The organism is Pseudomonas sp. 5Vm1k (assembly GCF_056161485.1).
Window position 1 is genome coordinate 315,174 of sequence record NZ_JBSPCZ010000007.1, and the last position, 20,554, is coordinate 335,727.

Annotated in this window: 16 protein-coding genes, 4 tRNA genes and 1 pseudogene; 11 read left to right on the forward strand and 10 right to left on the reverse strand. The window is 59.7% G+C overall.

Annotation, left to right across the window (positions count from 1 at the left end; all coding sequences use genetic code 11):
- The first annotated feature begins 184 nt into the window (after positions 1 to 184).
- Positions 185 to 2,632 (forward strand): acyl-CoA dehydrogenase, encoded by a 2,448-nt coding sequence (locus ACWIKB_RS16720; RefSeq protein WP_475268218.1) that lies wholly within the window; start codon positions 185 to 187, stop codon positions 2,630 to 2,632.
- A 74-nt stretch (positions 2,633 to 2,706) separates the two neighbouring features.
- Complete coding sequence (locus tag ACWIKB_RS16725) at positions 2,707 to 3,114, forward strand: PA2817 family protein (protein ID WP_054051726.1); 408 nt, start codon at positions 2,707 to 2,709, stop codon at positions 3,112 to 3,114.
- A gap of 148 nt (positions 3,115 to 3,262) precedes the next feature.
- On the opposite strand, the gene ACWIKB_RS16730 is transcribed toward ACWIKB_RS16725, so the two are convergent.
- A complete protein-coding gene (locus ACWIKB_RS16730; RefSeq protein ID WP_475268219.1) occupies positions 3,263 to 4,261 on the reverse strand; it encodes a LysR family transcriptional regulator in 999 nt (332 codons plus the stop codon).
- A 90-nt stretch (positions 4,262 to 4,351) separates the two neighbouring features.
- On the opposite strand from ACWIKB_RS16730, the gene ACWIKB_RS16735 reads away from it, so the two are divergent.
- The 4 genes from ACWIKB_RS16735 to ACWIKB_RS16750 all read left to right on the forward strand — a co-directional run bounded on the left by ACWIKB_RS16735 (position 4,352) and on the right by ACWIKB_RS16750 (position 8,419).
- Positions 4,352 to 4,978, forward strand: a complete 627-nt coding sequence (locus ACWIKB_RS16735) for an alanyl-tRNA editing protein (RefSeq protein ID WP_475268220.1) — start codon at positions 4,352 to 4,354, stop codon at positions 4,976 to 4,978.
- Between the two features lie 93 nt (positions 4,979 to 5,071).
- The gene (locus ACWIKB_RS16740; protein WP_475268221.1) at positions 5,072 to 5,842 is read left to right on the forward strand and encodes a 2OG-Fe(II) oxygenase; all 771 of its coding nucleotides are present in this window, start codon (positions 5,072 to 5,074) and stop codon (positions 5,840 to 5,842) included.
- Between the two features lies 1 nt (position 5,843).
- Positions 5,844 to 6,482 carry a LysE family translocator gene (locus tag ACWIKB_RS16745; protein ID WP_475268223.1) on the forward strand — a complete coding sequence of 213 codons (639 nt, stop codon included), beginning with the start codon at positions 5,844 to 5,846 and terminating at the stop codon, positions 6,480 to 6,482.
- Between the two features lie 197 nt (positions 6,483 to 6,679).
- The gene (locus ACWIKB_RS16750; protein ID WP_475268224.1) at positions 6,680 to 8,419 is read left to right on the forward strand and encodes a dipeptidase; all 1,740 of its coding nucleotides are present in this window, start codon (positions 6,680 to 6,682) and stop codon (positions 8,417 to 8,419) included.
- A gap of 107 nt (positions 8,420 to 8,526) precedes the next feature.
- Here the strand turns inward: ACWIKB_RS16750 and ACWIKB_RS16755 are convergent.
- The 4 genes from ACWIKB_RS16755 to ACWIKB_RS16770 all read right to left on the reverse strand — a co-directional run bounded on the left by ACWIKB_RS16755 (position 8,527) and on the right by ACWIKB_RS16770 (position 8,940).
- Positions 8,527 to 8,602, reverse strand: a tRNA-Gly gene (locus ACWIKB_RS16755).
- 3 nt (positions 8,603 to 8,605) lie between these two features.
- Positions 8,606 to 8,681: transfer RNA gene (locus tag ACWIKB_RS16760), tRNA-Glu, on the reverse strand.
- 105 nt (positions 8,682 to 8,786) lie between these two features.
- Positions 8,787 to 8,862 (reverse strand) — tRNA-Gly (locus tag ACWIKB_RS16765).
- A 2-nt stretch (positions 8,863 to 8,864) separates the two neighbouring features.
- Positions 8,865 to 8,940, reverse strand: a tRNA-Glu gene (locus ACWIKB_RS16770).
- 393 nt (positions 8,941 to 9,333) lie between these two features.
- Here ACWIKB_RS16770 and ACWIKB_RS16775 point away from each other — a divergent pair.
- Positions 9,334 to 10,092 carry a hypothetical protein gene (locus ACWIKB_RS16775; RefSeq protein WP_475268226.1) on the forward strand — a complete coding sequence of 253 codons (759 nt, stop codon included), beginning with the start codon at positions 9,334 to 9,336 and terminating at the stop codon, positions 10,090 to 10,092.
- Between the two features lie 571 nt (positions 10,093 to 10,663).
- On the opposite strand, the gene ACWIKB_RS16780 is transcribed toward ACWIKB_RS16775, so the two are convergent.
- The 4 genes and pseudogenes from ACWIKB_RS16780 to ACWIKB_RS16795 all read right to left on the reverse strand — a co-directional run bounded on the left by ACWIKB_RS16780 (position 10,664) and on the right by ACWIKB_RS16795 (position 15,152).
- Positions 10,664 to 11,545 carry a methyl-accepting chemotaxis protein gene (locus ACWIKB_RS16780; protein ID WP_427633846.1) on the reverse strand — a complete coding sequence of 294 codons (882 nt, stop codon included), beginning with the start codon at positions 11,543 to 11,545 and terminating at the stop codon, positions 10,664 to 10,666.
- Positions 11,525 to 12,631: pseudogene (locus ACWIKB_RS16785) on the reverse strand (HAMP domain-containing protein); the annotation flags it as partial. The pseudogene ACWIKB_RS16785 and the gene ACWIKB_RS16780, both read right to left, overlap by 21 nt.
- A 108-nt stretch (positions 12,632 to 12,739) precedes the next feature.
- A complete protein-coding gene (locus tag ACWIKB_RS16790) occupies positions 12,740 to 14,143 on the reverse strand; it encodes an aminotransferase-like domain-containing protein (protein ID WP_475268228.1) in 1,404 nt (467 codons plus the stop codon).
- A 247-nt stretch (positions 14,144 to 14,390) separates the two neighbouring features.
- A complete protein-coding gene (locus ACWIKB_RS16795; RefSeq protein ID WP_054054927.1) occupies positions 14,391 to 15,152 on the reverse strand; it encodes an SDR family oxidoreductase in 762 nt (253 codons plus the stop codon).
- Between the two features lie 235 nt (positions 15,153 to 15,387).
- On the opposite strand from ACWIKB_RS16795, the gene ACWIKB_RS16800 reads away from it, so the two are divergent.
- On the forward strand, positions 15,388 to 16,392 hold the full coding sequence (locus ACWIKB_RS16800; protein ID WP_475268230.1) for an NADP-dependent oxidoreductase: 1,005 nt from the start codon (positions 15,388 to 15,390) through the stop codon (positions 16,390 to 16,392).
- 141 nt (positions 16,393 to 16,533) lie between these two features.
- Here the strand turns inward: ACWIKB_RS16800 and pyrF are convergent, their stop codons facing one another.
- Positions 16,534 to 17,232 (reverse strand): orotidine-5'-phosphate decarboxylase, encoded by a 699-nt coding sequence (gene pyrF, locus ACWIKB_RS16805; RefSeq protein WP_475268232.1) that lies wholly within the window; start codon positions 17,230 to 17,232, stop codon positions 16,534 to 16,536.
- A gap of 296 nt (positions 17,233 to 17,528) precedes the next feature.
- On the opposite strand from pyrF, the gene ACWIKB_RS16810 reads away from it, so the two are divergent.
- From ACWIKB_RS16810 to xopAW, 3 genes are all read left to right on the forward strand, one after another.
- Positions 17,529 to 18,287, forward strand: coding sequence for a response regulator (locus ACWIKB_RS16810; RefSeq protein WP_475268234.1), 759 nt, complete (start codon positions 17,529 to 17,531; stop codon positions 18,285 to 18,287).
- Positions 18,287 to 19,336 (forward strand): sensor histidine kinase, encoded by a 1,050-nt coding sequence (locus ACWIKB_RS16815; protein WP_475268236.1) that lies wholly within the window; start codon positions 18,287 to 18,289, stop codon positions 19,334 to 19,336. Before ACWIKB_RS16810 ends, ACWIKB_RS16815 begins: the two co-directional genes overlap by 1 nt.
- Positions 19,337 to 19,593: 257 nt before the next feature.
- The gene (gene xopAW / locus ACWIKB_RS16820) at positions 19,594 to 20,463 is read left to right on the forward strand and encodes a XopAW family type III secretion system calcium-binding effector (protein ID WP_475268238.1); all 870 of its coding nucleotides are present in this window, start codon (positions 19,594 to 19,596) and stop codon (positions 20,461 to 20,463) included.
- The last annotated feature ends 91 nt before the right edge of the window (positions 20,464 to 20,554 follow it).

Sequence of the window (20,554 nt, forward strand, 5' to 3'; positions counted from 1 at the left end):
CGGCCAAACATGGGCGCTTTGCCGCTCACCTTGCGAACGATTTCCGAGGCCTGATGCCAACAGGTCTTACAAAACTCATCCAAGGTTTCCCACGATTTCTGTCCATTGCTCTGACCACCCGATTTTGCGGATGCCGTCTAAGCTCTGAAAGTTGGTTTTGCCCTGGTTTCACGGAGGATTAAATATGCTGTTGTTGTGGATACTGGTTCTGATCGTCGGAATTGCCTGGTTGGCCCACCGCCGCATCGCCCCGCTGCCGGCCTTGGGCATCGTGGCTGTCTATGTGGTGGCGATGGGCGCCTTCAGCCATGCACCGGGTTGGCTGCTACTGCTTCTCTGGGTATTGATCGCGGCGGTCGCGGCGCCATTGTTGCTGCCTGACCTGCGCCGCAAATTCTTCAGCGCGCCGCTGTTCAGCTGGTTCCAGAAAACCCTGCCACCGATGTCGCAAACCGAACGCGATGCGATTGATGCCGGCACTGTCTGGTGGGACGGCGAACTGTTCAGCGGCCGTCCGGACTGGGACAAATTGCTGTCCTACCCAAAAGCGCAATTGAGCGAAGAGGAACAGGCCTTTATCGACGGCCCGACCGAAGAACTCTGCGCAATGGTCAGCGACTGGCAGATAGGGCAAGACATGGACTTGCCGCCCAAGGCCTGGAGCCATATCAAGGAAAACGGCTTCTTCGCCCTGATCATCCCCAAGGAATTCGGCGGCAAAGGCTTCTCCGCCTACGCCCACTCCCAGGTCGCGATGAAACTGGCGACCCGCAGCGGCGACCTCGCGTCCACCGTGATGGTCCCCAACTCCCTCGGCCCGGCAGAACTGTTGCTGCACTACGGCACCGACGAACAACGCAACCATTACCTGCCACGACTGGCTCGCGGCGATGACATTCCGTGTTTTGCCTTGACCGGTCCGCTGGCCGGTTCCGACGCCGGCGCGATGCCCGACACCGGGGTCATCTGCAAAGGCGAATGGGAAGGCCAGGAAACCCTGGGCCTGCGCCTGAACTGGGAAAAACGCTACATCACCCTGGGCCCGGTGGCCACCCTGCTGGGCTTGGCCTTCAAGGCTTACGACCCGGATCATTTGCTGGGCGACAAGGAAGACCTGGGCATCAGCCTGGCGCTGATTCCCACCGACACCGCTGGCGTTGAGATCGGCCGCCGTCACCTGCCCCTCGGCGCCGCGTTCATGAACGGCCCGAACTCCGGTAAGGACGTGTTCATTCCATTGGACTTCCTGATCGGCGGTCAGGAAATGCTCGGAAAGGGCTGGATGATGCTGATGAACTGCCTGTCGGTGGGGCGTTCGATTTCCCTGCCTGCAGTGGGCACCGGCGCAGCGAAGTTCACCAGCCTGGTCACCGGCCAATACGCACAGGTGCGTGAGCAGTTCAACGTACCGCTGTCGGCATTCGAAGGGATTCAGGAAGCCATGGCCCGCATCGGCGGCAACGCCTGGATGATGGACGCCGCGCGGATGCTGACCGCCAATGCGGTGGACCTGGGCGAAAAACCGTCAGTGCTGTCGGCGATTCTCAAGTATCACCTGACCGAGCGCGGCCGCGAGTGCATCAGCCACGCCATGGATGTACATGGCGGCAAGGCGATCATCATGGGGCCGAACAACTACCTGGGCCGTAGCTGGAATGGCGCGCCGATCTTCATCACCGTGGAGGGCGCGAACATTCTTTCGCGCAACCTGATGATCTTCGGCCAGGGCGCAATTCGCTGCCATCCGTTCGTACTCAAGGAAATGGCCCTCGCCGGCCGTGAAGACAAGGATCAGGCCCTCACCGAGTTCGATGGCCTGCTGCTCAAGCACATCGGCTTTGCGGTAAGCAACGCCGCCAGCACGCTGGTGCTGAACCTCGGCTTCGGGCACTTTGAACATGCGCCGGGTAACAAGCTGAGCCAGGGTTATTTCCGCGCGCTGAACCGTCAGGCTGCCGCGTTCGCCATGCTCGCCGACCTGAGCATGATGTTGCTGGGCGGCGAACTGAAACGCCGCGAACGCCTGTCGGCACGCCTGGGGGATGTGCTCAGCAACATGTACCTGGCCTCCGCCGCGCTCAAGCGTTACCACGACCTCGATTCGCCGGACCACATGGCCCCGCTGTTTGTCTGGGCCATGGAAGAAAGCCTGGGCCAGTCGGAACGGGCATTGGATGAACTGCTGAGCAACTTCCCGAACAAGGTACTGGGTTGCCTGTTGCGGGTGATCGTGTTCCCGTTCGGTCGTCGTCATAAAGGGCCGTCGGACAAACTCGGTGCCGAAGTGGCGGCAGTAATCGGCCGGGCCAAGGGCGATCCGACCCTGGAAGAGCTGCTCGGCGGTTGCTACCGTCCGCAATCGGCCGACGACGCCGTCGGCGCCCTGCAACACGCCTGCAACCTGCTGAGCGCGGCGCAACCGTTGCAGAAAAAGCTGCATGTGGCGCTCAAGAGCGGCCAGGTCAAACCAGCCGCCGGGGAACATGCCATCGATGCGGCGCTGGAAGCCGGGGTCTTGCAACCGGGTGAGGCGCAAACCCTGCGTGACGCCGAAGTGGCGCGGCGCAAGGTGATCGATGTCGATGATTTCGACAAAGAGGAGCTGGCGCTGGCGCAAGGAAAAGTCCGCTGATCCAGCCATCGATGTAAAAATGGGCGCAGGAGCTTTATACTCCCGCGCCCGTTTTGCTCTTGAGGACTTATCTCGTGTCCAATGTCGTTGCCGATCATCTCGTCTTGCTTGACCACTTGCGCAGCATCCTGGTCGCCGTGGGTGAGGCCGAACAGGTTCCCGAAGAAAGCCATGCCTTGTTCCTGGAGCGCTTCGACGAACTGCGTGCATTGCTGCCGGTCGATCCGATCGAAAGCCAATACCTGGGCCAGGACATTCTCTGCCAGGTGATCACCCGCTACCCGCAAATCGCCCACCTGGTGCCGCGCGACCTGCTGTGGTACTTCGCCGGCGACTGCCTGCACTACATGCCCGATGATGAAATCGACTTGTATCAGGCGCTGGAAGAGCGTCGTTTTGAAGCAGAACAGAACGACGAACCGTTCGACTGGAACCAGGAAAAACAGCTGCTGGCAATGTCGCAAGACGACAGCAAGCACTGATCCCGGATCAGAAATACAAAAGGCCCGCATGGTGATTCATGCGGGCCTTTTTTTGTGGCATTAGTGAGGACGCCTTCGCGGGCAAGCCTCGCTCCTAAAAGTTATCCGCGGCCCCTGCAGGAGCGAGGCTTGCCCGCGAAGGCGTCAGTCAAAGCAACCCATCACTCTCCGGCAACTCATACTCTGCCGCAACCGCGCTCAATGCACTGGGCTTGCCCGGTTTGCTCAGCGTCGGCTCTTTCTCCAGACACTCCACCAGATAATCGATAAACACCCGAAGCTTGGGCGGCAGGTAACGGGTCGGCGAGTGCAACAACCAGGCACCGCCATGGTACGAAGCCAGAAAGGTCCAGTCCGGCAACACTTGCACAATCAGCCCCTGCTCCAACGCATAACGAGCGGTGAAGTACGGCAGGCTGCCAATGCCGATGTGCTGCAACACCGCACCCAAACGCACACCGGTGTGATTGGCCGCGTAACGCCCGCGCACACCGACGGTTACGGCTTTGGTGCCTTTCTTGAATTTCCAGCGGGCATCGCTCGGGGTTTCGCCCAGGTAGATGCAGCTGTGATTGAGCAAGTCATGGGGATGCGTCGGCGTGCCGTGTTCGGCCAGGTACTGCGGCGTCGCGCAGAGCAAGTGGTCAATAGTCAGCAGCTGCCGTCCGACCAATCCTGCGGGTGGTCTATCGGTAATACGGATCGCCAGATCGACGTTGTCATCAATCAAATCCACTTGCCGATCTTCAAGCAACAACTCCACATCCACTTTGGGATATCGCCGCAAAAATTCCGGCATATGCGGGTGAATCACAAATCGCCCCACCGCTTTTGGCACGCTGACCCGCACCAGGCCTTCGGCTTCATGGGTGAACTGGCCGCTGATTTCCATTACCGACTTGGCTGCGCTGACCATCTCCTGACAACGCTTGAACACTTCTTCGCCACCATCGCTCAACCGCAATTTGCGCGTGGTGCGCTGCAGCAATCGGGTGGCCAGGGCTTTTTCCAGGCGCGAGATGCTGCGACTGACCGCCGAGGGCGACGAGCCTAGCTGACGTGCCGCTTCAGAAAAGCTGCCGGTCTCGACAACCTTGACGAAAATCGCCATTTCACCCAGCAGTGGCAGCGGTAGATTTATGCTCACAGCGCAACAGTCCTTTGATGTTTGAACGGATTATCACGCAATTCCACGCTTCATATAATAAAAATAGAAACTTTAATAAGGGCATGGAATATGACGCTTCGCCTCTTTTTCCATAGTGATGACCTCAAGGCCAATGTGGAAGTCCTGGATTGCACGCCCCACGAGAATGAATTCGCGGTTGTTTTGCGCGCCACACTGTTCCATCCCCAGGGTGGTGGACAACCCTGTGATACCGGCTGGATCGGTGAAAGCCAGGTGCTGCGGGTGGTCCAGGACCCGGACCGGATCGTCCATTACGTCGACCACCCGGTAAAACTCGGCATGATCCAGATCCGCGTCGATGAACAACGCCGCCAGTTCAATACCCGGATGCATTCGGCCGGTCACCTGATCGGCCACTTCGTTCAGGTATTGGGCTGGATGCCGATCAAGGCCCACCACTGGCCGGGCGAGGGCCGCGTGCAGTTCCAACCGGCTGATTCAGCGGAAGAGGTTGATGCCCAGTCCCTTCAAGACGGTATCAAGCAGTGGATTGCCCACGACCTGCCACGCCTGATTTCGCTGCGTGAAGGCGCTCGGGAAATCGGTTTCGGTGAACTGCCCGCCTACGGTTGCGGCGGCACCCATGTACGTAGCCTGAAGGATTTGGGCACGGTCACGATCGACTCTCTTGCTCTGAAAAAGGGAACGCTGTCCGTCCACTACCACGTGGATTGAGCATTTTGGCGATGTCGACACCGACATCGCCTGACGCCGGGGGAAGCCCGCGTTCGCGGGCTCCGTTGACTATTCGATAGATGGACCTAAACCATGATGCTTGACGTCGAGCGTCTCGATGAGACGTGCATAAAAAAACTGGCCAATGAAGAAGTCCTCGCCGTCCGCGTCAAAGGCTTTTTGCCCCAGCCGCTGGCGGTGCAGATTGGCGACAAGATCCTCGCGCCGGGCTTCGAAGGCTACATCAACGCACCGAGCATCGGGCGCATCGGCATGGCGTTTTACGAGGCGGAAAATCAGCCGTTGCTGATCGAAGACTATTTCGAACGCGCCACCAGCAACATCGAGGAACTGCGCAATCGCTGTGCACCCTACTCGTCCCCCGTCGACACCCTGCGCTGCATGCTCGACGAATCCTGGCCGGCCGGCGCTCATCTGGAAAACCTCTACGGTCGCAAGATGTATGTCGGTTTGTCCCGGGTGGTCAAACCGGGCGTGTGCTTCCTCGCCCATCACGACATCTTCGCCAAGGACGCCCCGGACAGTTTTCAGGCCAAAAGCCTTGAGGCGCAATTCGCCTGCAATGTTTACCTGAACATGCCCACCGAAGGTGGTGCGCTGCAGATGTGGGACCACGACATTTCCCCCGACCGGTTCGACGAAATGCGTGGCGACAGTTACGGCATCGACCCGGCCCTGCTTGGCCCTCCGACCCTGGAGGTTCGCCCTGATCCGGGGGATTTCATCATGTTCAATTCGCGCTGCATGCACTCGGTGACCCCGGGCGTGGCAGACCCGCGATTGAGCCTTTCGTTCTTTGTCGGCTATCGCGGCAATGCTTCACCCCTTACTTTTTGGAGTTGAAATGCTTTCGAATTACCTGGGCGAGTTTCTGGCGCTGGCGACCATCCACTTTCTGGCCGTGGTCGCCCCCGGACCGGACTTCGCCGTGACCATCCGCCAAAGCGTTCGCTTCGGCCGCCTGGTGGGCATCTGCACGGCGCTGGGCATTGGCGCGGGAATTTCCGTGCATGTGCTTTACACCCTGCTCGGCGTCGGCGCGTTGATGCATACCACGCCCTGGTTACTGACGGTGGCCAAGGTCGTGGGTGGCGCCTACATTCTTTACTTGGGTGTCAGCCTGTTGCGCAGCAAGCCCAAGACCGCACTGGAAGGCGACAAGCCTGTTGACGAACCCGTCGTCGAACAAACCTTATTGAAGGCCTTCACCACCGGTTTCCTGACCAACGCGACCAATCCGAAAGCCACGCTGTTTTTCCTGGCGATCTTCACCACCATCATCAGCGCCACGACACCGCTCCAGATCCAGGCGCTGTATGGCTTGTGGATGTGTTTCGTGAACGCATTGTGGTTTGTGATCGTCGCGCTGTTCTTCTCTAGTGCACGGGTGCGGCTGCTGTTTATGCGCATGGGGCACTGGTTCGAACGGACCATGGGGGTGATTCTGATCCTGTTCGCCGGGCGCCTGATTCTGTCGATGTAAAACCTGCGCCCATGCAAAAGTCCCGCTCAGTCAGACTGGCGGGCCTTTTTCGTTTCTGCGTCGCTTTTGCGTTTCTGTGCGACAGTTCCCACTTCAGGGACTCCCCTACTGCTTCCTCGTGGTGTTAGTTTGGAAACCTTTCTGATTAATCGATCAGATATTTCTTACTCACTACCTGCGAAGGAATGCCCCCAGCAATGGATTTTTCTCTCAAACACCTGGCCGCAACCACCCTGGTACTGGCCAGCCTTTCGTCGTTCACCACGCTCGCGCACGCCAACATCAGCCCGCAACAGAGCGCGACTATCCTCAAGACCTTCAGTGACACATCGGTCACCGATTTCAGGCAATTCCTGGGAGGCCTGGCCAAGAGTGAACTGGCCAAAGCCGCCAACCTCGGCCCGGCAATCAGTGCCTTTCTCGACAACAAAACCCTGTCTGCCGAACAGCAGAACGAGATCAATCGCCTGCTGGGTATTTATGCCCGGGTGAAATATGGCAGCGCGGCCACCGAAACCCTGCGTGAGCTGGTGGCAATTCCGACCTTCCAAGTGGACGGTGTTGCCCAGCACGACAACCCTGAATTCATCAAGATCGCCGACAAGATCAAGGGCCTGGCCCAGGCCTTCAACCTGAACTTTCGCAACATCGATAACCGCGTCTACGAAATTTCCCTGGAAGGCAGTGGCGATGAAGTCGTGGGCATCCACGCCCATGCCGATGTGGTGCCTGTGACGCCGGAGAACTGGGTGCTGAAGGACGGCACCAAACTCGATCCGTTCAAGGTCACCCTGATCGGCGACCGCATGTATGGCCGGGGCACCGAGGATGACAAGAACGGCATCGTGGTGGCGATGTATGCCATGAAGATCATCAAGGAAGAGAAGCTGCCGCTGGCCAGGAACTTCAAGCTGTTGGTCGACACCACCGAAGAAACCACCGGCGACGCGATCCCTTACTACTTCGAACACAACCCGACGCCGAACTACAACCTGGCGCTGGATGGCGGCTATCCAGTGGTGATTGCCGAGAAAGGCTACGGCACAGTCATGGGCAACTTCCCGCGGCGTACTGGTCAGGGTAAAGGCGCCGAAATCATCTCGATGACTGGCGGGATGGCCACCAACCAGATTCCTTCGGCATCGGTGGCCATCCTTGTCACCGACAAGCCCGCCGAACTGGCCGCCAGCCTGCAGAAGGCCGGGGCTGATTATGCCAAACGCAATGGCGGTAACTTCGAGGTGAACGCCAAGGTCGACGGCAAGGACGTCAAGCTGACCGTCACCGGCGTTTCGGCTCACTCCTCCGAGCCCGAGTCCGGTGTTAACCCAGTGGCCAGGATGCTGGGCTTCATCCACAGCGTTGATGGAAAAGTCGCGCTCAAGCACAACCACATCACTGACGCTGCCCGCTACGCCGCCGACAACTGGGGCCTGGATTACCTGGGTGGCAAATTGGGGGTTGGCTTCTCCGATGCCTTCATGGGTCCGCTGACCACATCCCTGACCTTTGTCGGGATGGATGACAAAGCCTTCAAGCTCGCGGTCAACCTGCGCGTGCCAAAGGGCGAGTCCCCGGAAGCGCTCAAGGCGAAAATTGCTGACAAAATTGGCGCCTGGAGCAAGAAGACCCACGTAGCGGCGACCTTCACCTACTCGATCGCCGAGCCGATGTACCGCAACCCTGAGGGTGAATGGGTCAAGGCCCTGCTGGCGGTGTCCACTGAAAACCTGGGCATGGAACACAAGTTCGGCAGCTCCGCCGGCGCCACGTCGGTCCATGAGCTGCCCAATGGCGTGCAATTCGGCCTGGCCCGGCCTGAGGTCAAGTACACCGGCCATACCGACAACGAGTTCAAGACCGTCGACCAGTTCCTGCTGGACCTGCAGATCGTGACCGAGATGATGGGACGCGTCGGGCAGTTGCCGAAGCTCTGATCACCCGTTCGGACCCGCTACTCTGGCGGGTCCGACTTTTTAAGGTTTCAGCAGAAAACGCACAAACAAAAACGCCGCTCATTGCTGAGCGGCGTTTTTGTTAAATATGGAGCGGGAAACGAGACTCGAACTCGCGACCCCGACCTTGGCAAGGTCGTGCTCTACCAACTGAGCTATTCCCGCAAATGGCGTCCCCTAGGGGACTCGAACCCCTGTTACCGCCGTGAAAGGGCGGTGTCCTAGGCCACTAGACGAAGGGGACACGCTAACTGAAACACATGGTGTGTATTTCAGTGCCCAAATCCGCATCCGAAGATGTCGGTTCTGGTTTCACTCAGCCCCGCCCGAAAGCAGTGCTGTTTAAAAATGGAGCGGGAAACGAGACTCGAACTCGCGACCCCGACCTTGGCAAGGTCGTGCTCTACCAACTGAGCTATTCCCGCATTGGCGTCCCCTAGGGGACTCGAACCCCTGTTACCGCCGTGAAAGGGCGGTGTCCTAGGCCACTAGACGAAGGGGACACACGTACAACATTCACTCCCTACCGCGTTTCGCTGTGTGCTTTACGCTGTAAGTGGCGCGCATTCTATGGATGGATTGAGGGGTCGTCAACCCCCTGATATAAATTTATTTAAATCAATGACTTCGCCGTGCTTTGGGAGGCTAATCCGGGTTTTCCGTCGTCCGGCGTTTGACGCCTATATTCTGTCACTCGCCAAGGCGCTATAGTCCACCCACGCCACAGGTGATGGCAATGTGCACCTCGCACGTTGTTACTTATATAAGCAGGGGCACGGCCGATATAAGTAGAGTCGTGGCCGATCCAACTCGTCGAGCGGCCCTATGCGCCCCCAGGCCAAGCAACTACACTCGCACGCGAACCCTATAAAGAGGTCTTACCGGTGACACCACTCATGATCACCCTGCTAGTCGTAGCCGGGATCGCACTATTGATCGCCATTGGCTACATGAACCATGTGGTGGAAAACAATAAGCTGGAAAAGGCCCGTACCAAGGTTGAACTCAACGACCGCTTGCGTCGCTGCGGCGAAATCACCGAGACCTTTCCCGGTCAGTTGATGACGCCAGCGCTCAAGCTGCTGATGACTCGTCTGGAACTTAACGTTTGCCAGCGCCTGCTCAACCTCGAAAAAACCAATGCCTCGGTCAAAGCTCGAATTGCTGAATTGAGCACGCTGATCGCCCAGGGCGAATCGATCCCGGTCAACAACCCGCCGGCACCGATCCAGACCGAAGCCAAGGCCAAGGACGTGCGCTTCCTGCTCGAAGCCTTGCACGGCCAGATCACCCGCGCCGCGCAGGACGGCTTCTTGCCGACCAACGAAGCCAAGCGCTGGATCCGCGAAGTTCGCCACATCCTGGTGCTGCTGCACATCGAGTTCTTCAACAATCTCGGCCAGCACTCCCTGCAACAGAACCAACCCGGCCAGGCTCGCCTGGCATTCGAACGCGGCGTGCAATACCTGCGCAAACAACAGGAACCGCAGGTCTACGCCGAACAACTCGAATACCTGGAAAAACTCCTGGCCCGCGCCAACGCCCAAGTCATGGACAAAATCGCCCCGGCTGAAGGCGAAGTAAACCAATTGACCGAAGGCCTCAAAGACGTCGAAGCCGACGCCGACTGGAAGAAAAAAGCGATATACGACTGACCAGAACAGCCAGAAAAAGCCACCGCAAGGTGGCTTTTTTTTGCTTTGGATTTGAAGATCAAAAGATCGCAGCCTTCGGCAGCTCCTACAAAGAGCCAGTGCAGCCGGGAGAGAATGGTCGGCTGTTGGGGCGCCTTTGCGGGCGAGCCTTACTCCTACAAAATCAAAAACAGAAGCAAACCGGCATGCACCGCCCCGCTCCTCACCACTCAAGGCCGAGCGTTAGCTCGCCTGCCCTCGATCTTGACCCACCCGCCCCCTCGGGAGGCTGAGTGGAGGTGTTCATCTGGGGGGTGGGCGCGTAGCGCCGTGCGGCGAAGCCGCACACATCGAGAGGAGGTCGAAGCGAAGCCGACCGTAGGCGATGCCCCCAGATGAATACCGGAGCGAAGGAACGCCGAGCCCAGGCGAGGGGCCGGACGCTCGGGGCGAGACCTTTTGGTTCCTTTTGGGGCGTTTGCCAAAAGGGACTCGCCGTAAGGGCGAAACCGCCAGCCGCCCTAACCGCAAAAACGGATATACACACACCCACCAAGAACATGGTCGGCCCAAAGGCCGCCAAGGAAAAGCGTCAAAGCCGAAAATGCCCAACCATCCCCTTAAGCTCGATCCCCAACTGCGCCAACTCAATACTGGAAGCCGCATTCCCCTGCATCGCCAACGAAGACTGATCCGCACTCGCGCGAATACTCGTCACACTGCGATTAATCTCCTCAGCCACCGAACTCTGCTCCTCAGCCGCCGCCGCAATCTGCTGATTCATCTGCTGAATCAACGACACCGCCGCCGCAATACTCCCCAGCGCACTCTCAGTCTGCAGCGCATCACTCACCGCCAGCTTCACCAACTCACCACTGTTCTGAATCTGCTGCACCGACGACTGCGCCGCCGAACGCAAAGCACTGACCAGCCGCTCAATCTCCTCGGTCGATTGCTGGGTACGCTTGGCCAACGCCCGAACTTCATCGGCCACCACCGCAAAGCCCCTGCCCTGCTCACCCGCCCGCGCCGCCTCGATGGCCGCATTGAGCGCCAACAAGTTAGTCTGCTCAGCCACGCTTTTAATCACACTCAGCACCGTGCCGATGTTCTGGATCTCGGCACTCAAGCTCTCGATGCTGGAACTGGCTGACGTAGCCGAATCCGCCAGTTGCTCGATCCGAGCCATGCTCTGACGCACCACCTGCTGTCCGCTCTCGACCTTGTCATCTGCCGTCTGCGCCGCCGTAGCGGCCTCTTCGGCATTGCGCGCCACGTCATGCACAGTGGCAGTCATCTGATTCATCGCCGTGGCGACCTGCTCGGTTTCTTCCTTCTGGCTGCTGACCTCCAGGTTGGTCTGCTCGGTCACCGCCGACAGCGATTGCGCGGAACTGGCCAACTGTTCGATCCCTGCCTGCAAACCACTGACGATACTGCTCAGACCTGCGCCCATCTGCTGCATCGCCAGCATCAACTGGCCGATTTCATCGCGGCGGGTCACTTCCACCGTCGCACTCAAATCACCGGCGGCAATCTGCTGGGCAACACGGATCACGCTGCGCAGCGGCGCAACAATCAACCGGGTAATCACCCACGCCGCGATCAGACCAACCAGCAGCGCCAGCGCCGAAGAGCCGACGATCAACAGCGAATTCTTTTTCAGTTCGGTCTGCATCGCCCCGTCTTCGGCCACATAGGCCTGATCGACCCGCTCCACTACCTGGGCGGCGCGCTGATGCAATTGCTCGTAAACGGTTTTTTCCTGAGCCAGTAGCCCGGTGTATTCGGCGAGTTTGTCGCTGAAACTGGCGATGTGACCGGTCACTTCATTGAGGACCGTCTGGTAGCCCTCGTCCTTGACCGTGGTTTTCAGTTGTTCGGCCTGGGTCAGCGCCTGGTCGGCCTGCTCGATCTTGCCCTTGCCGGCGCTATCGTCATCACCCTTGCGGCTCTGGTCGAGGCGCACGCGGGCCTCGTTCATTGCCTGCAACATCAACCGTGACACCTGGCTGACCTGGTTAGCCTGTTCGATGAATTGCGCGCCATCCTTACCTTCGGAATCCTTCAAGGTATAGGCGCCGTCGTCGGCGAGACCGGCCTGCAACACGTCCAGGTTGTTAGCCACGCTGGACACCGACCAACTGGCCATTTCCAGGGCCAGGTCCTTGGCCTGGGTCAGCGAGACAAATTCGTCGAAGGCCTTGCGGTAGGCGCCAAGCGACTGCTCGACATCGTTCATGACCGGCACATTGGCCGCCGACTGTGCCTTCAATTGAGTAGACAGGGCGACCAGCGCATCAACCCCCTGACGCAGGGCATCGGCGGTCTTCGGGTTACCGTGCAAGGCGTATTCCTGCTCCAGCAAGCGCACCTTGAGCAAGCTGCTGTTGAGCGACGACATCTGCTTGAGCCCGTCGAAGCGATGACTGATGGTTTGCAGGGACCATACGCCAATGGCTGCCACCAAGGCGGTCAACAACAGCACCAGGACAAACCCGATACCCAGTTTTTTCGCCATACCGAGGTTGGCAAAACGTCCTTGCACGGCCGAAATCATTGCTCGTAGTCCCCTGCCATAGTCTGTAGATGGAGATTCGCAACGGGCCTGTGGCAACACAAGTCTCTGGCGTCGGAATAATGGCAAAAAGCTACGCCCACGTCGTTTTCAGAACGTTTTAGGTCGATCCGAAGCGGTGGCATGGAAAAACCTGCGGGCCCGAGGATCACAGGCATAGGCCACATTTATGCGCAGCCAGTCGCTGGCCTCACCGGTCGGACTGAATGCCGTCGCAGACGACAGCAGCACGTCAAAACGTCGTGCCTGTGTGCGCAAGTGAGCGTAGTCGTACTTGGGTGATCGCGCCCAGATGAACAAGCCGCCGGCCGGCTTGCCGAACACCTCCCATTCGGCATCTTCAAGCACCTGCAATGCCGCGACCCGGTCCACGTTCAGGCGTTGACGCTGGCGCTGTACCAGTTTGCGATAGGCACCGGTGGCCAACATACTGGCCAATACTGATTCGCAAAACCGCGACCCGCCCATGCTGCTGATCATCTTGACCTCAGCCAGCCGCGCAACCAGCCCGGCACCGGCCACCACAAACCCGACGCGCAACGAACTGCTGAGGGTTTTCGAGAAACTGCCGACGTAGATCACCCGGCCGTCATCATCCAGCGCCGCGAGGCGTGTGCCGGGGGCATTGTGCAGATCAGCATAAACGTCGTCTTCGATCACCAGAACATCATGGGCTTTGCTCAGCGCCAGAATCTGCTGCGCCACCACGAGCGCCACGCAACTGCCCGTGGGGTTGTGGTGAAAACTGTTGATGAATAGCGCACGAGGGTTGTGCTTGATGAGTAAATGCTCAAGCACGTCCGTGTCAGGCCCGTGCGGGGTGCGGGGAACCTCGTGCATGCGGACCCCGTGCAGCCTGAGCAAATCGAACAGAGGCGAATAACCGGGGCTTTCCACCACCACGCAATCCCCCGGCTCGAGCAACGTGCGCACAATCAGATCGAGCCCCTGGCTGGCGCCAGCGGTAGTCAGAACCTGACTTTCGTGCGCCTCGATATTGAGCGGTTTCAAGCGTTTGAGAATTTGCTGGCGCAACGGGAGCAAGCCCAGCGGTGTGCCGTAGTTGAACAGGCCGGCCATGTCGGTGCGGGCCACCTGGCGGATCGCGTAGCTGAGGTCGTCCGTCTCGCGCCAGCTTTCGGGCAACCCGCCACCCCCCAGCATCAGTTCACCCGACAGGCTGTCGGAGCAACCCGCTTGCATCGTCTCTACGCCTTCGAACCTGGGTAAGTCCCACGCATCCGGCAACACCGGCACCGACGCGGCGACAGAAAACCCCGAGCCGGGACGCGTGACCAGAACCCCTTGGGCGACGAGGCGCTCACAGGCTTCAACGACACTGGACTGACTGAGCAAATTGAGCCGCGCGATGTGTCGCACGGAAGGCAAACGCGTCGCGGGCGGCACTTCGCTTTGACGGATCCAGCTCGCCAGTCCGTCGACGATTTGCTGTACGACGGGCACCATTGCCTGTCGATCAATTCTCAATTCCATGAGCAAACAAACTCCTGTCCATTTTGCTGACAGCAGTTAATCACAGGAGCGCACGTCGGGCTGTGCGACAACGCCGCTAAAACCGGTGGTTCTAACCATTTGAAACACATTCCCACATGGCTAACCACAAACCCATGTGGGAGCGGGCTTGCTCGCGAAAGCGGCGTGTCAATCAACATAGATATCGACTGACACTCCCTCTTCGCGAGCAAGCCCGCTCCCACAGGGGGGATTGCGTTATCAACTTTTAGAAAGCGGTGACGCCACCGTCCACGGCCAGCGAATGCCCTGTGGTGAATGCCGCGCCGTCACTGCACAGGTACAACACCGCGCTGGCGATTTCCTCGACCTTGCCGATGCGGCCGACCGGGTGCATGGCGTTGGCGAACTCGGCCTTCTTCGGGTCGGCTTCATAGGCGCGGCGGAACATGTCGGTGTCGATCACCGCCGGGCACACCGCGTTCACACGGATCTTCTTCTTGGCGTATTCGATAGCCGCCGATTTGGTCAAGCCGATCACCGCGTGCTTGGAGGCCGCGTAGATGCTCATCTTCGGTGCCGCACCGAGGCCGGCCACCGAAGCGGTGTTGACGATCGCGCCGCCGCCCTGGGCCAGCAGCAACGGCAACTGGTACTTCATACACAGCCAGACACCTTTGACGTTGACGCCCATGATCGCGTCGAACTCATCGAGCGTACCGTCGGCCAGTTTGCCTTTTTCGATTTCGATGCCGGCATTGTTGAAGGCATAGTCGAGACGGCCGTAGGTATTGATCACCTCGTCCATCAGATGTTTTACCTCGCTCTCCACGGTGACGTTGCAGCGCACGAAGGTCGCTTCGCCACCCGCCGTGCGAATAAGCGCCACGGTGCCCTCGCCCCCCGCCGTGTCCAGATCCGCGACCACTACCTTCAACCCTTCGGCCGCAAAAGCCTGGGCGGTAGCGCGGCCAATACCATTGGCTGCACCGGTCACAACGGCTACCTGGCCGGAAAACGTCATGCTCATTGTTCTGTCCTCGAAGAGAAGATGGCGGGGGATCTCGTGCTTGCAGTCTATCCACGGGGCGTTACGTGCGGCAGCACTATCAGAAGGCCGGTTGAGTGCCCATGACTCACAGTGATAGAACCGCCCAGCCAACTATCACTGCACTGGATCGACCTGTATTCGCCGCATCAGCCAACCTTGCGGCATCGGCCATGAAGGTCTATCAACAAGGCTTCATTCATCTTGAGTGCCTGTCATGACTACCCAGAACAATCGCCAATTCCTGCTCGCCAAACGCCCGGTCGGCGCGGCGACTCGCGAAACGTTCACCTATCAAGAAGTACCGGTCGGCGAACCGGCGGCGGGTCAGATCCTGGTCAAGAACGAATACCTGTCCCTGGACCCGGCCATGCGCGGCTGGATGAACGAGGGCAAGTCCTACATCCCGCCGGTTGGTATTGGCGAGGTCATGCGCGCATTGGGCGTAGGCAAAGTCGTGGCATCGAACACTCCAGGCTTTGCGGTCGGCGACTACGTCAACGGTGCCCTGGGCGTGCAGGATTATTTCCTCGGCGAGCCACGAGGTTTCTACAAAGTCGATCCGAAACTGGCGCCGCTGCCGCGCTACTTGTCCGCACTGGGCATGACCGGGATGACCGCTTACTTCGCCTTGCTCGACGTTGGCGCACCGAAGGCCGGCGACACCGTGGTGCTGTCGGGCGCGGCGGGTGCAGTGGGCAGCATTGCCGGGCAGATCGCCAAGATCAAAGGCTGCCGCGTGATCGGCATCGCCGGCGGCGCGGACAAGTGCAAATTTTTGATCGATGAACTGGGTTTTGACGGGGTCATCGACTACAAAAACGAAGACGTCGTTGCTGGGCTCAAGCGCGAATGCCCTAAAGGCGTGGACGTGTATTTCGATAACGTCGGTGGCGACATCCTCGACGCGGTGCTGAGTCGCCTGGCCCTGAAAGCACGGGTAGTGATTTGCGGCGCCATCAGCCAGTACAACAACAAAGAAGCGGTCAAAGGCCCGGCCAACTACCTGTCGCTGCTGGTCAACCGCGCTCGGATGGAAGGCTTTGTGGTGATGGACTACGCCGCGCAATTCGCTGCCGCCGGGCAGGAAATGGCCGGCTGGATGGCTAAGGGGCAGTTGCAGAGTCGCGAAGATATTGTCGAAGGACTGGAAACATTCCCGGAGACGCTGATGAAGTTGTTCAGCGGGGAGAATTTCGGGAAGTTGGTTCTGAAGGTTTAACCCGATTCTTGAATGCACCACATAACCAATGTGGGAGCGGGCTTGCTCGCGAAGAGGGAGTATCAGTCGACATCATCGTTGACTGATACACCGCCTTCGCGAGCAAGCCCGCTCCCACATTTGGATCTTCAGTGTGTCTGGTTAAGCGATTTCGGCCACAACGTCGGCCAACGCCTTTGCAGGATCCGCCGCCTGGCTGATCGGACGGCCGATCACCAGATAGTCGGAACCGGCATCCAGTGCCTGACGCGGAGTCAGGATGCGACGTTGATCGTCCTGGGCGCTGCCCGCCGGGCGAATCCCCGGGGTCACCAGTTGCAGCGACGGGTGGGCCGCTTTCAAGGCCTGGGCTTCCAGGGCCGAGCACACCAGACCGTCCATCCCGGCTTTTTCCGCCAGCGCGGCCAGGCGCAGCACTTGCTCCTGCGGCTCGATGTCAAGGCCGATGCCCGCCAGATCTTCACGCTCCATGCTGGTCAGCACGGTCACGCCGATCAGCAGCGGCTTGGGGCCGGTACGCTGGTCAAGCACTTCACGGCAGGCCGCCATCATGCGCAAGCCGCCGGAGCAGTGGACGTTGACCATCCACACGCCCATTTCCGCGGCTGCTTTCACCGCCATAGCGGTAGTGTTCGGGATATCGTGAAACTTGAGGTCCAGGAACACTTCGAAACCCTTGTCACGCAGGGTGCCGACGATTTCCGAGGCGCAGCTGGTGAACAGTTCCTTGCCGACTTTGACCCGGCACAGTTTCGGGTCCAACTGGTCGGCCAGCTTCAGTGCGGCGTCACGGGTGGGGAAATCCAGGGCGACGATGATAGGAGTCTGGCAGACGGACATGTGCGGGCTCTCAGGCAGGACGAAATCGGCGCGCATTGTAGCGGAACCAACGGCGCTGCGGGACCCGATGATCGGTAAATCGTCCCGCATACTCCGGCAAGCCTAGCTTGTGCGCCAATTGTGTCGAGCCCGATACACTCACGACACGCCCACAACATCCTTCATCACTACCCTCGGCAGCCGCAACACGTCCTTACAGCAGCACTTCCCGCCTTCGGGCTGGACGCCTATGCTGAAGCCACAACCTCGCAGCCCATCTTTGTGGTTGGCAGCCTATCTGGCAGATGAACGCACGCATGCACAACACCTCAGCACCTGTGAACGACGATCAAAAAGCGCCCGGCGACGACAAACGCTGGAGCATTCGCGCCCTGATCGTCGACGATGACGTCCCGATCCGCGAATTGATGATCGACTATCTGGCCCGGTTCAATATCCACGCCAGCGGCGTCACCGATGGCGCGGCCATGCGTCTGGCGCTGCAAGCGGAGCATTTCGACGTGGTGGTGCTCGACCTGATGCTACCCGGCGAAGACGGCTTGTCCCTGTGCCGCTGGCTGCGCGCCGAGTCGGACATTCCAATTTTGATGCTGACTGCGCGCTGCGAACCCACCGACCGGATCATCGGCCTCGAATTGGGCGCCGACGACTACATGGCCAAGCCGTTCGAGCCGCGGGAACTGGTGGCGCGGATTCAGACCATTCTGCGGCGGGTGCGGGATGATCGCACCGAGCAGCGTGCGAATATTCGCTTCGACAACTGGCGCCTGAACAGCGTGCTGCGCCAATTGATCGCCGCCGATGGCCTGGTGGTGCCGTTGTCCAACGCCGAATTCCGCCTGCTCTGGGTGTTCATCGAACGTCCGCGCCGGGTGCTCAGCCGCGAACAATTACTGGATGCCGCCCGTGGTCGTTCAATCGAGGCTTTTGATCGCAGCATCGACTTGCTGGTGTCGCGCCTGCGCCAGAAACTGGGGGATGACCCGAAAAACCCACAGCTGATCAAGACCGTTCGCGGCGAGGGTTACCTGTTCGACGCGAGAGACATCGGCTGATGCGTGCGCGCTTCGATACGCTGTTCGGCCGCCTGTTTGGCGTGCTGCTGATCGCGATCATCCTGGCGCACCTGCTGGCGTTTTTCTGGTTTCACCACTACGGCCCGCCTCCCCCTCCGCCGCCGCCCGGGTTTTCCGAGGACTTCGAGGGCCCGCGTCCACCGATGGACCCGCGCTTCGAAAAACGCCCGCCGCGGCCGTGGTTCGGCGGGCCGTTGGTGCCGCTGACCTTTCAACTGGTCTCGCTGATCATTGCCGCGTGGTACGGCGCCAAGTTGCTGAGCCGGCCGATCCAGCGCCTGAGCGATGCCGCCGAGCGCTTGAGCGAGAACCTCGACAGCCCGCCGCTGGACGAGTCAGGTCCACGGGAGGCGCGGCAAGCGGCCCACACCTTCAACAAGATGCAGCGCCGGATTATCGAACAGGTGCAACAGCGCTCGCGGATGCTCGGCGCGGTGTCCCACGACCTGCGCACGCCGCTGTCGCGACTCAAGCTGCGCCTGGAACAAATCGACGACGACAAGCTGCAAGGCCAGATGCGCCAGGACCTGGACGACATGATCGGCATGCTCGACGCCACCCTCACTTACCTGCACGAACAACGCACCAGTGAAGCCCGGCAGTGGATGGATGTGCAGGCATTGGTCGAGTCCCTGAGCGAAAACGCCCAGGACCAGGGGGCCGACGTCCAGGCCAGTGGTCATTGCGCGCCGCTGCAAGTCCAGCCGATGGCCTTGCGCTCGTGCATCAATAACCTGATGGATAACGCCCTGCGTTATGCCGGGGAAGCGCTGATTACCCTTGAAGACAGCCGTGAACACCTGGTGATTCGGGTGATCGATCACGGCCCGGGGATTGCGCCGGACAAGCGTGAAGCGGTATTCGAACCGTTTTTTCGGCTGGAGGGTTCGCGCAACCGCAACTCCGGCGGCGTCGGCCTGGGCATGACCATCGCCCGGGAAGCGGCGGAACGGTTGGGCGGGCAATTGAGCCTGGAAGAAACACCGGGTGGAGGCTTGACTGCTGTTATCAAATTGCCTCGCAACTGAATCCCTACATAAATCCCCTTGTTAAACATAAATCCCCTGTGGGAGCGGGCTTGCTCGCGAAGAGGGCGTGTCAGTCGACATCAATATTGACTGATACACCGCTTTCGCGAGCAAGCCCGCTCCCACAGGGGATCTCGGATTGGCCTGCTGACTCTGTGTACCAACCGGTACAAACGCCACATACCCACGACAACTTGCCCCTTGAGGCTGCATAAGCCGGTGCACTCACCGGTTTTCCGTCCAAAGGAGTGAGCCCAATGATCGGTAGCGTCAGCAGCAACTACACGAGCTATACCAGCACGAGCACCAGCAACACGACGGCCAACGCCGCCCGCCGTGCAGAGTTCCAGAAACAACTGTTAACCAAGCTCGACACCAATGGCGACGGCTCGGTAAGTCAGGACGAACTAAAAACCGCCCAGACCGAAAAACCCGACAATCGCCTGTTGGCCGATCTGAGCAAGAACTTCACAGACCTCGACAGCGACGACAGCGGCAGCCTGAGCAGCGAGGAAATGGCCGCGATGGCACCGCCGCCACCTCCGCAGGACCAGGCACCCAACACTGACCTGGCCGACGCGCTTCTCGGCGCCCTGGATGCCGACGGCAATGGCAACCTCAGCAGCGATGAGCTGAGCAACGGCCTGACCAGCGCTGGCAGCAGCGCCGACAGCAAGGAGATCTTCTCGGCGCTGGACAAAAACCAGGACGGCACTGTCAGCAAGGACGAACTCGCCGCCGCCCTGAGCCCACCGCCACCACCGCCGCAACAGGCCTCCAGCGATCAGTTGTTCAGCCAACTCGACACTGACAGCGATGGCAGCATCAGCGCCACGGAACTGAGCAGCGCGTTACAGGCCAGCAACAGCAACTCATCGACCTCAACGTCGACCGCCACCGACACCAGCGCCGCGTTGCTGAAGGTGCTCGACAGCGACAGCAGCGGTGGCGTCAGCAGCGACGAACTCAAAGCAGCACTGCAGGCTGGTCGCGAGAAAAACAGCGACAGCTCTACCGATCAGTCGAATGTGAGCGAAGCGCTGCAGAAAATGATCGCCAATTTGAGCAAGCAGTATTCGCTGGATAACGTGGCGAGCGCAGGCAAGTACCTGAACGTCACGACCTAAGTCAAAAGCTTCGCGGGCAAGCCTCGCTCCTACAGGATTGGTGTCGTATCGCGATGATGCGAACGACGCAAATCCTGTAGGAGCGAGGCTT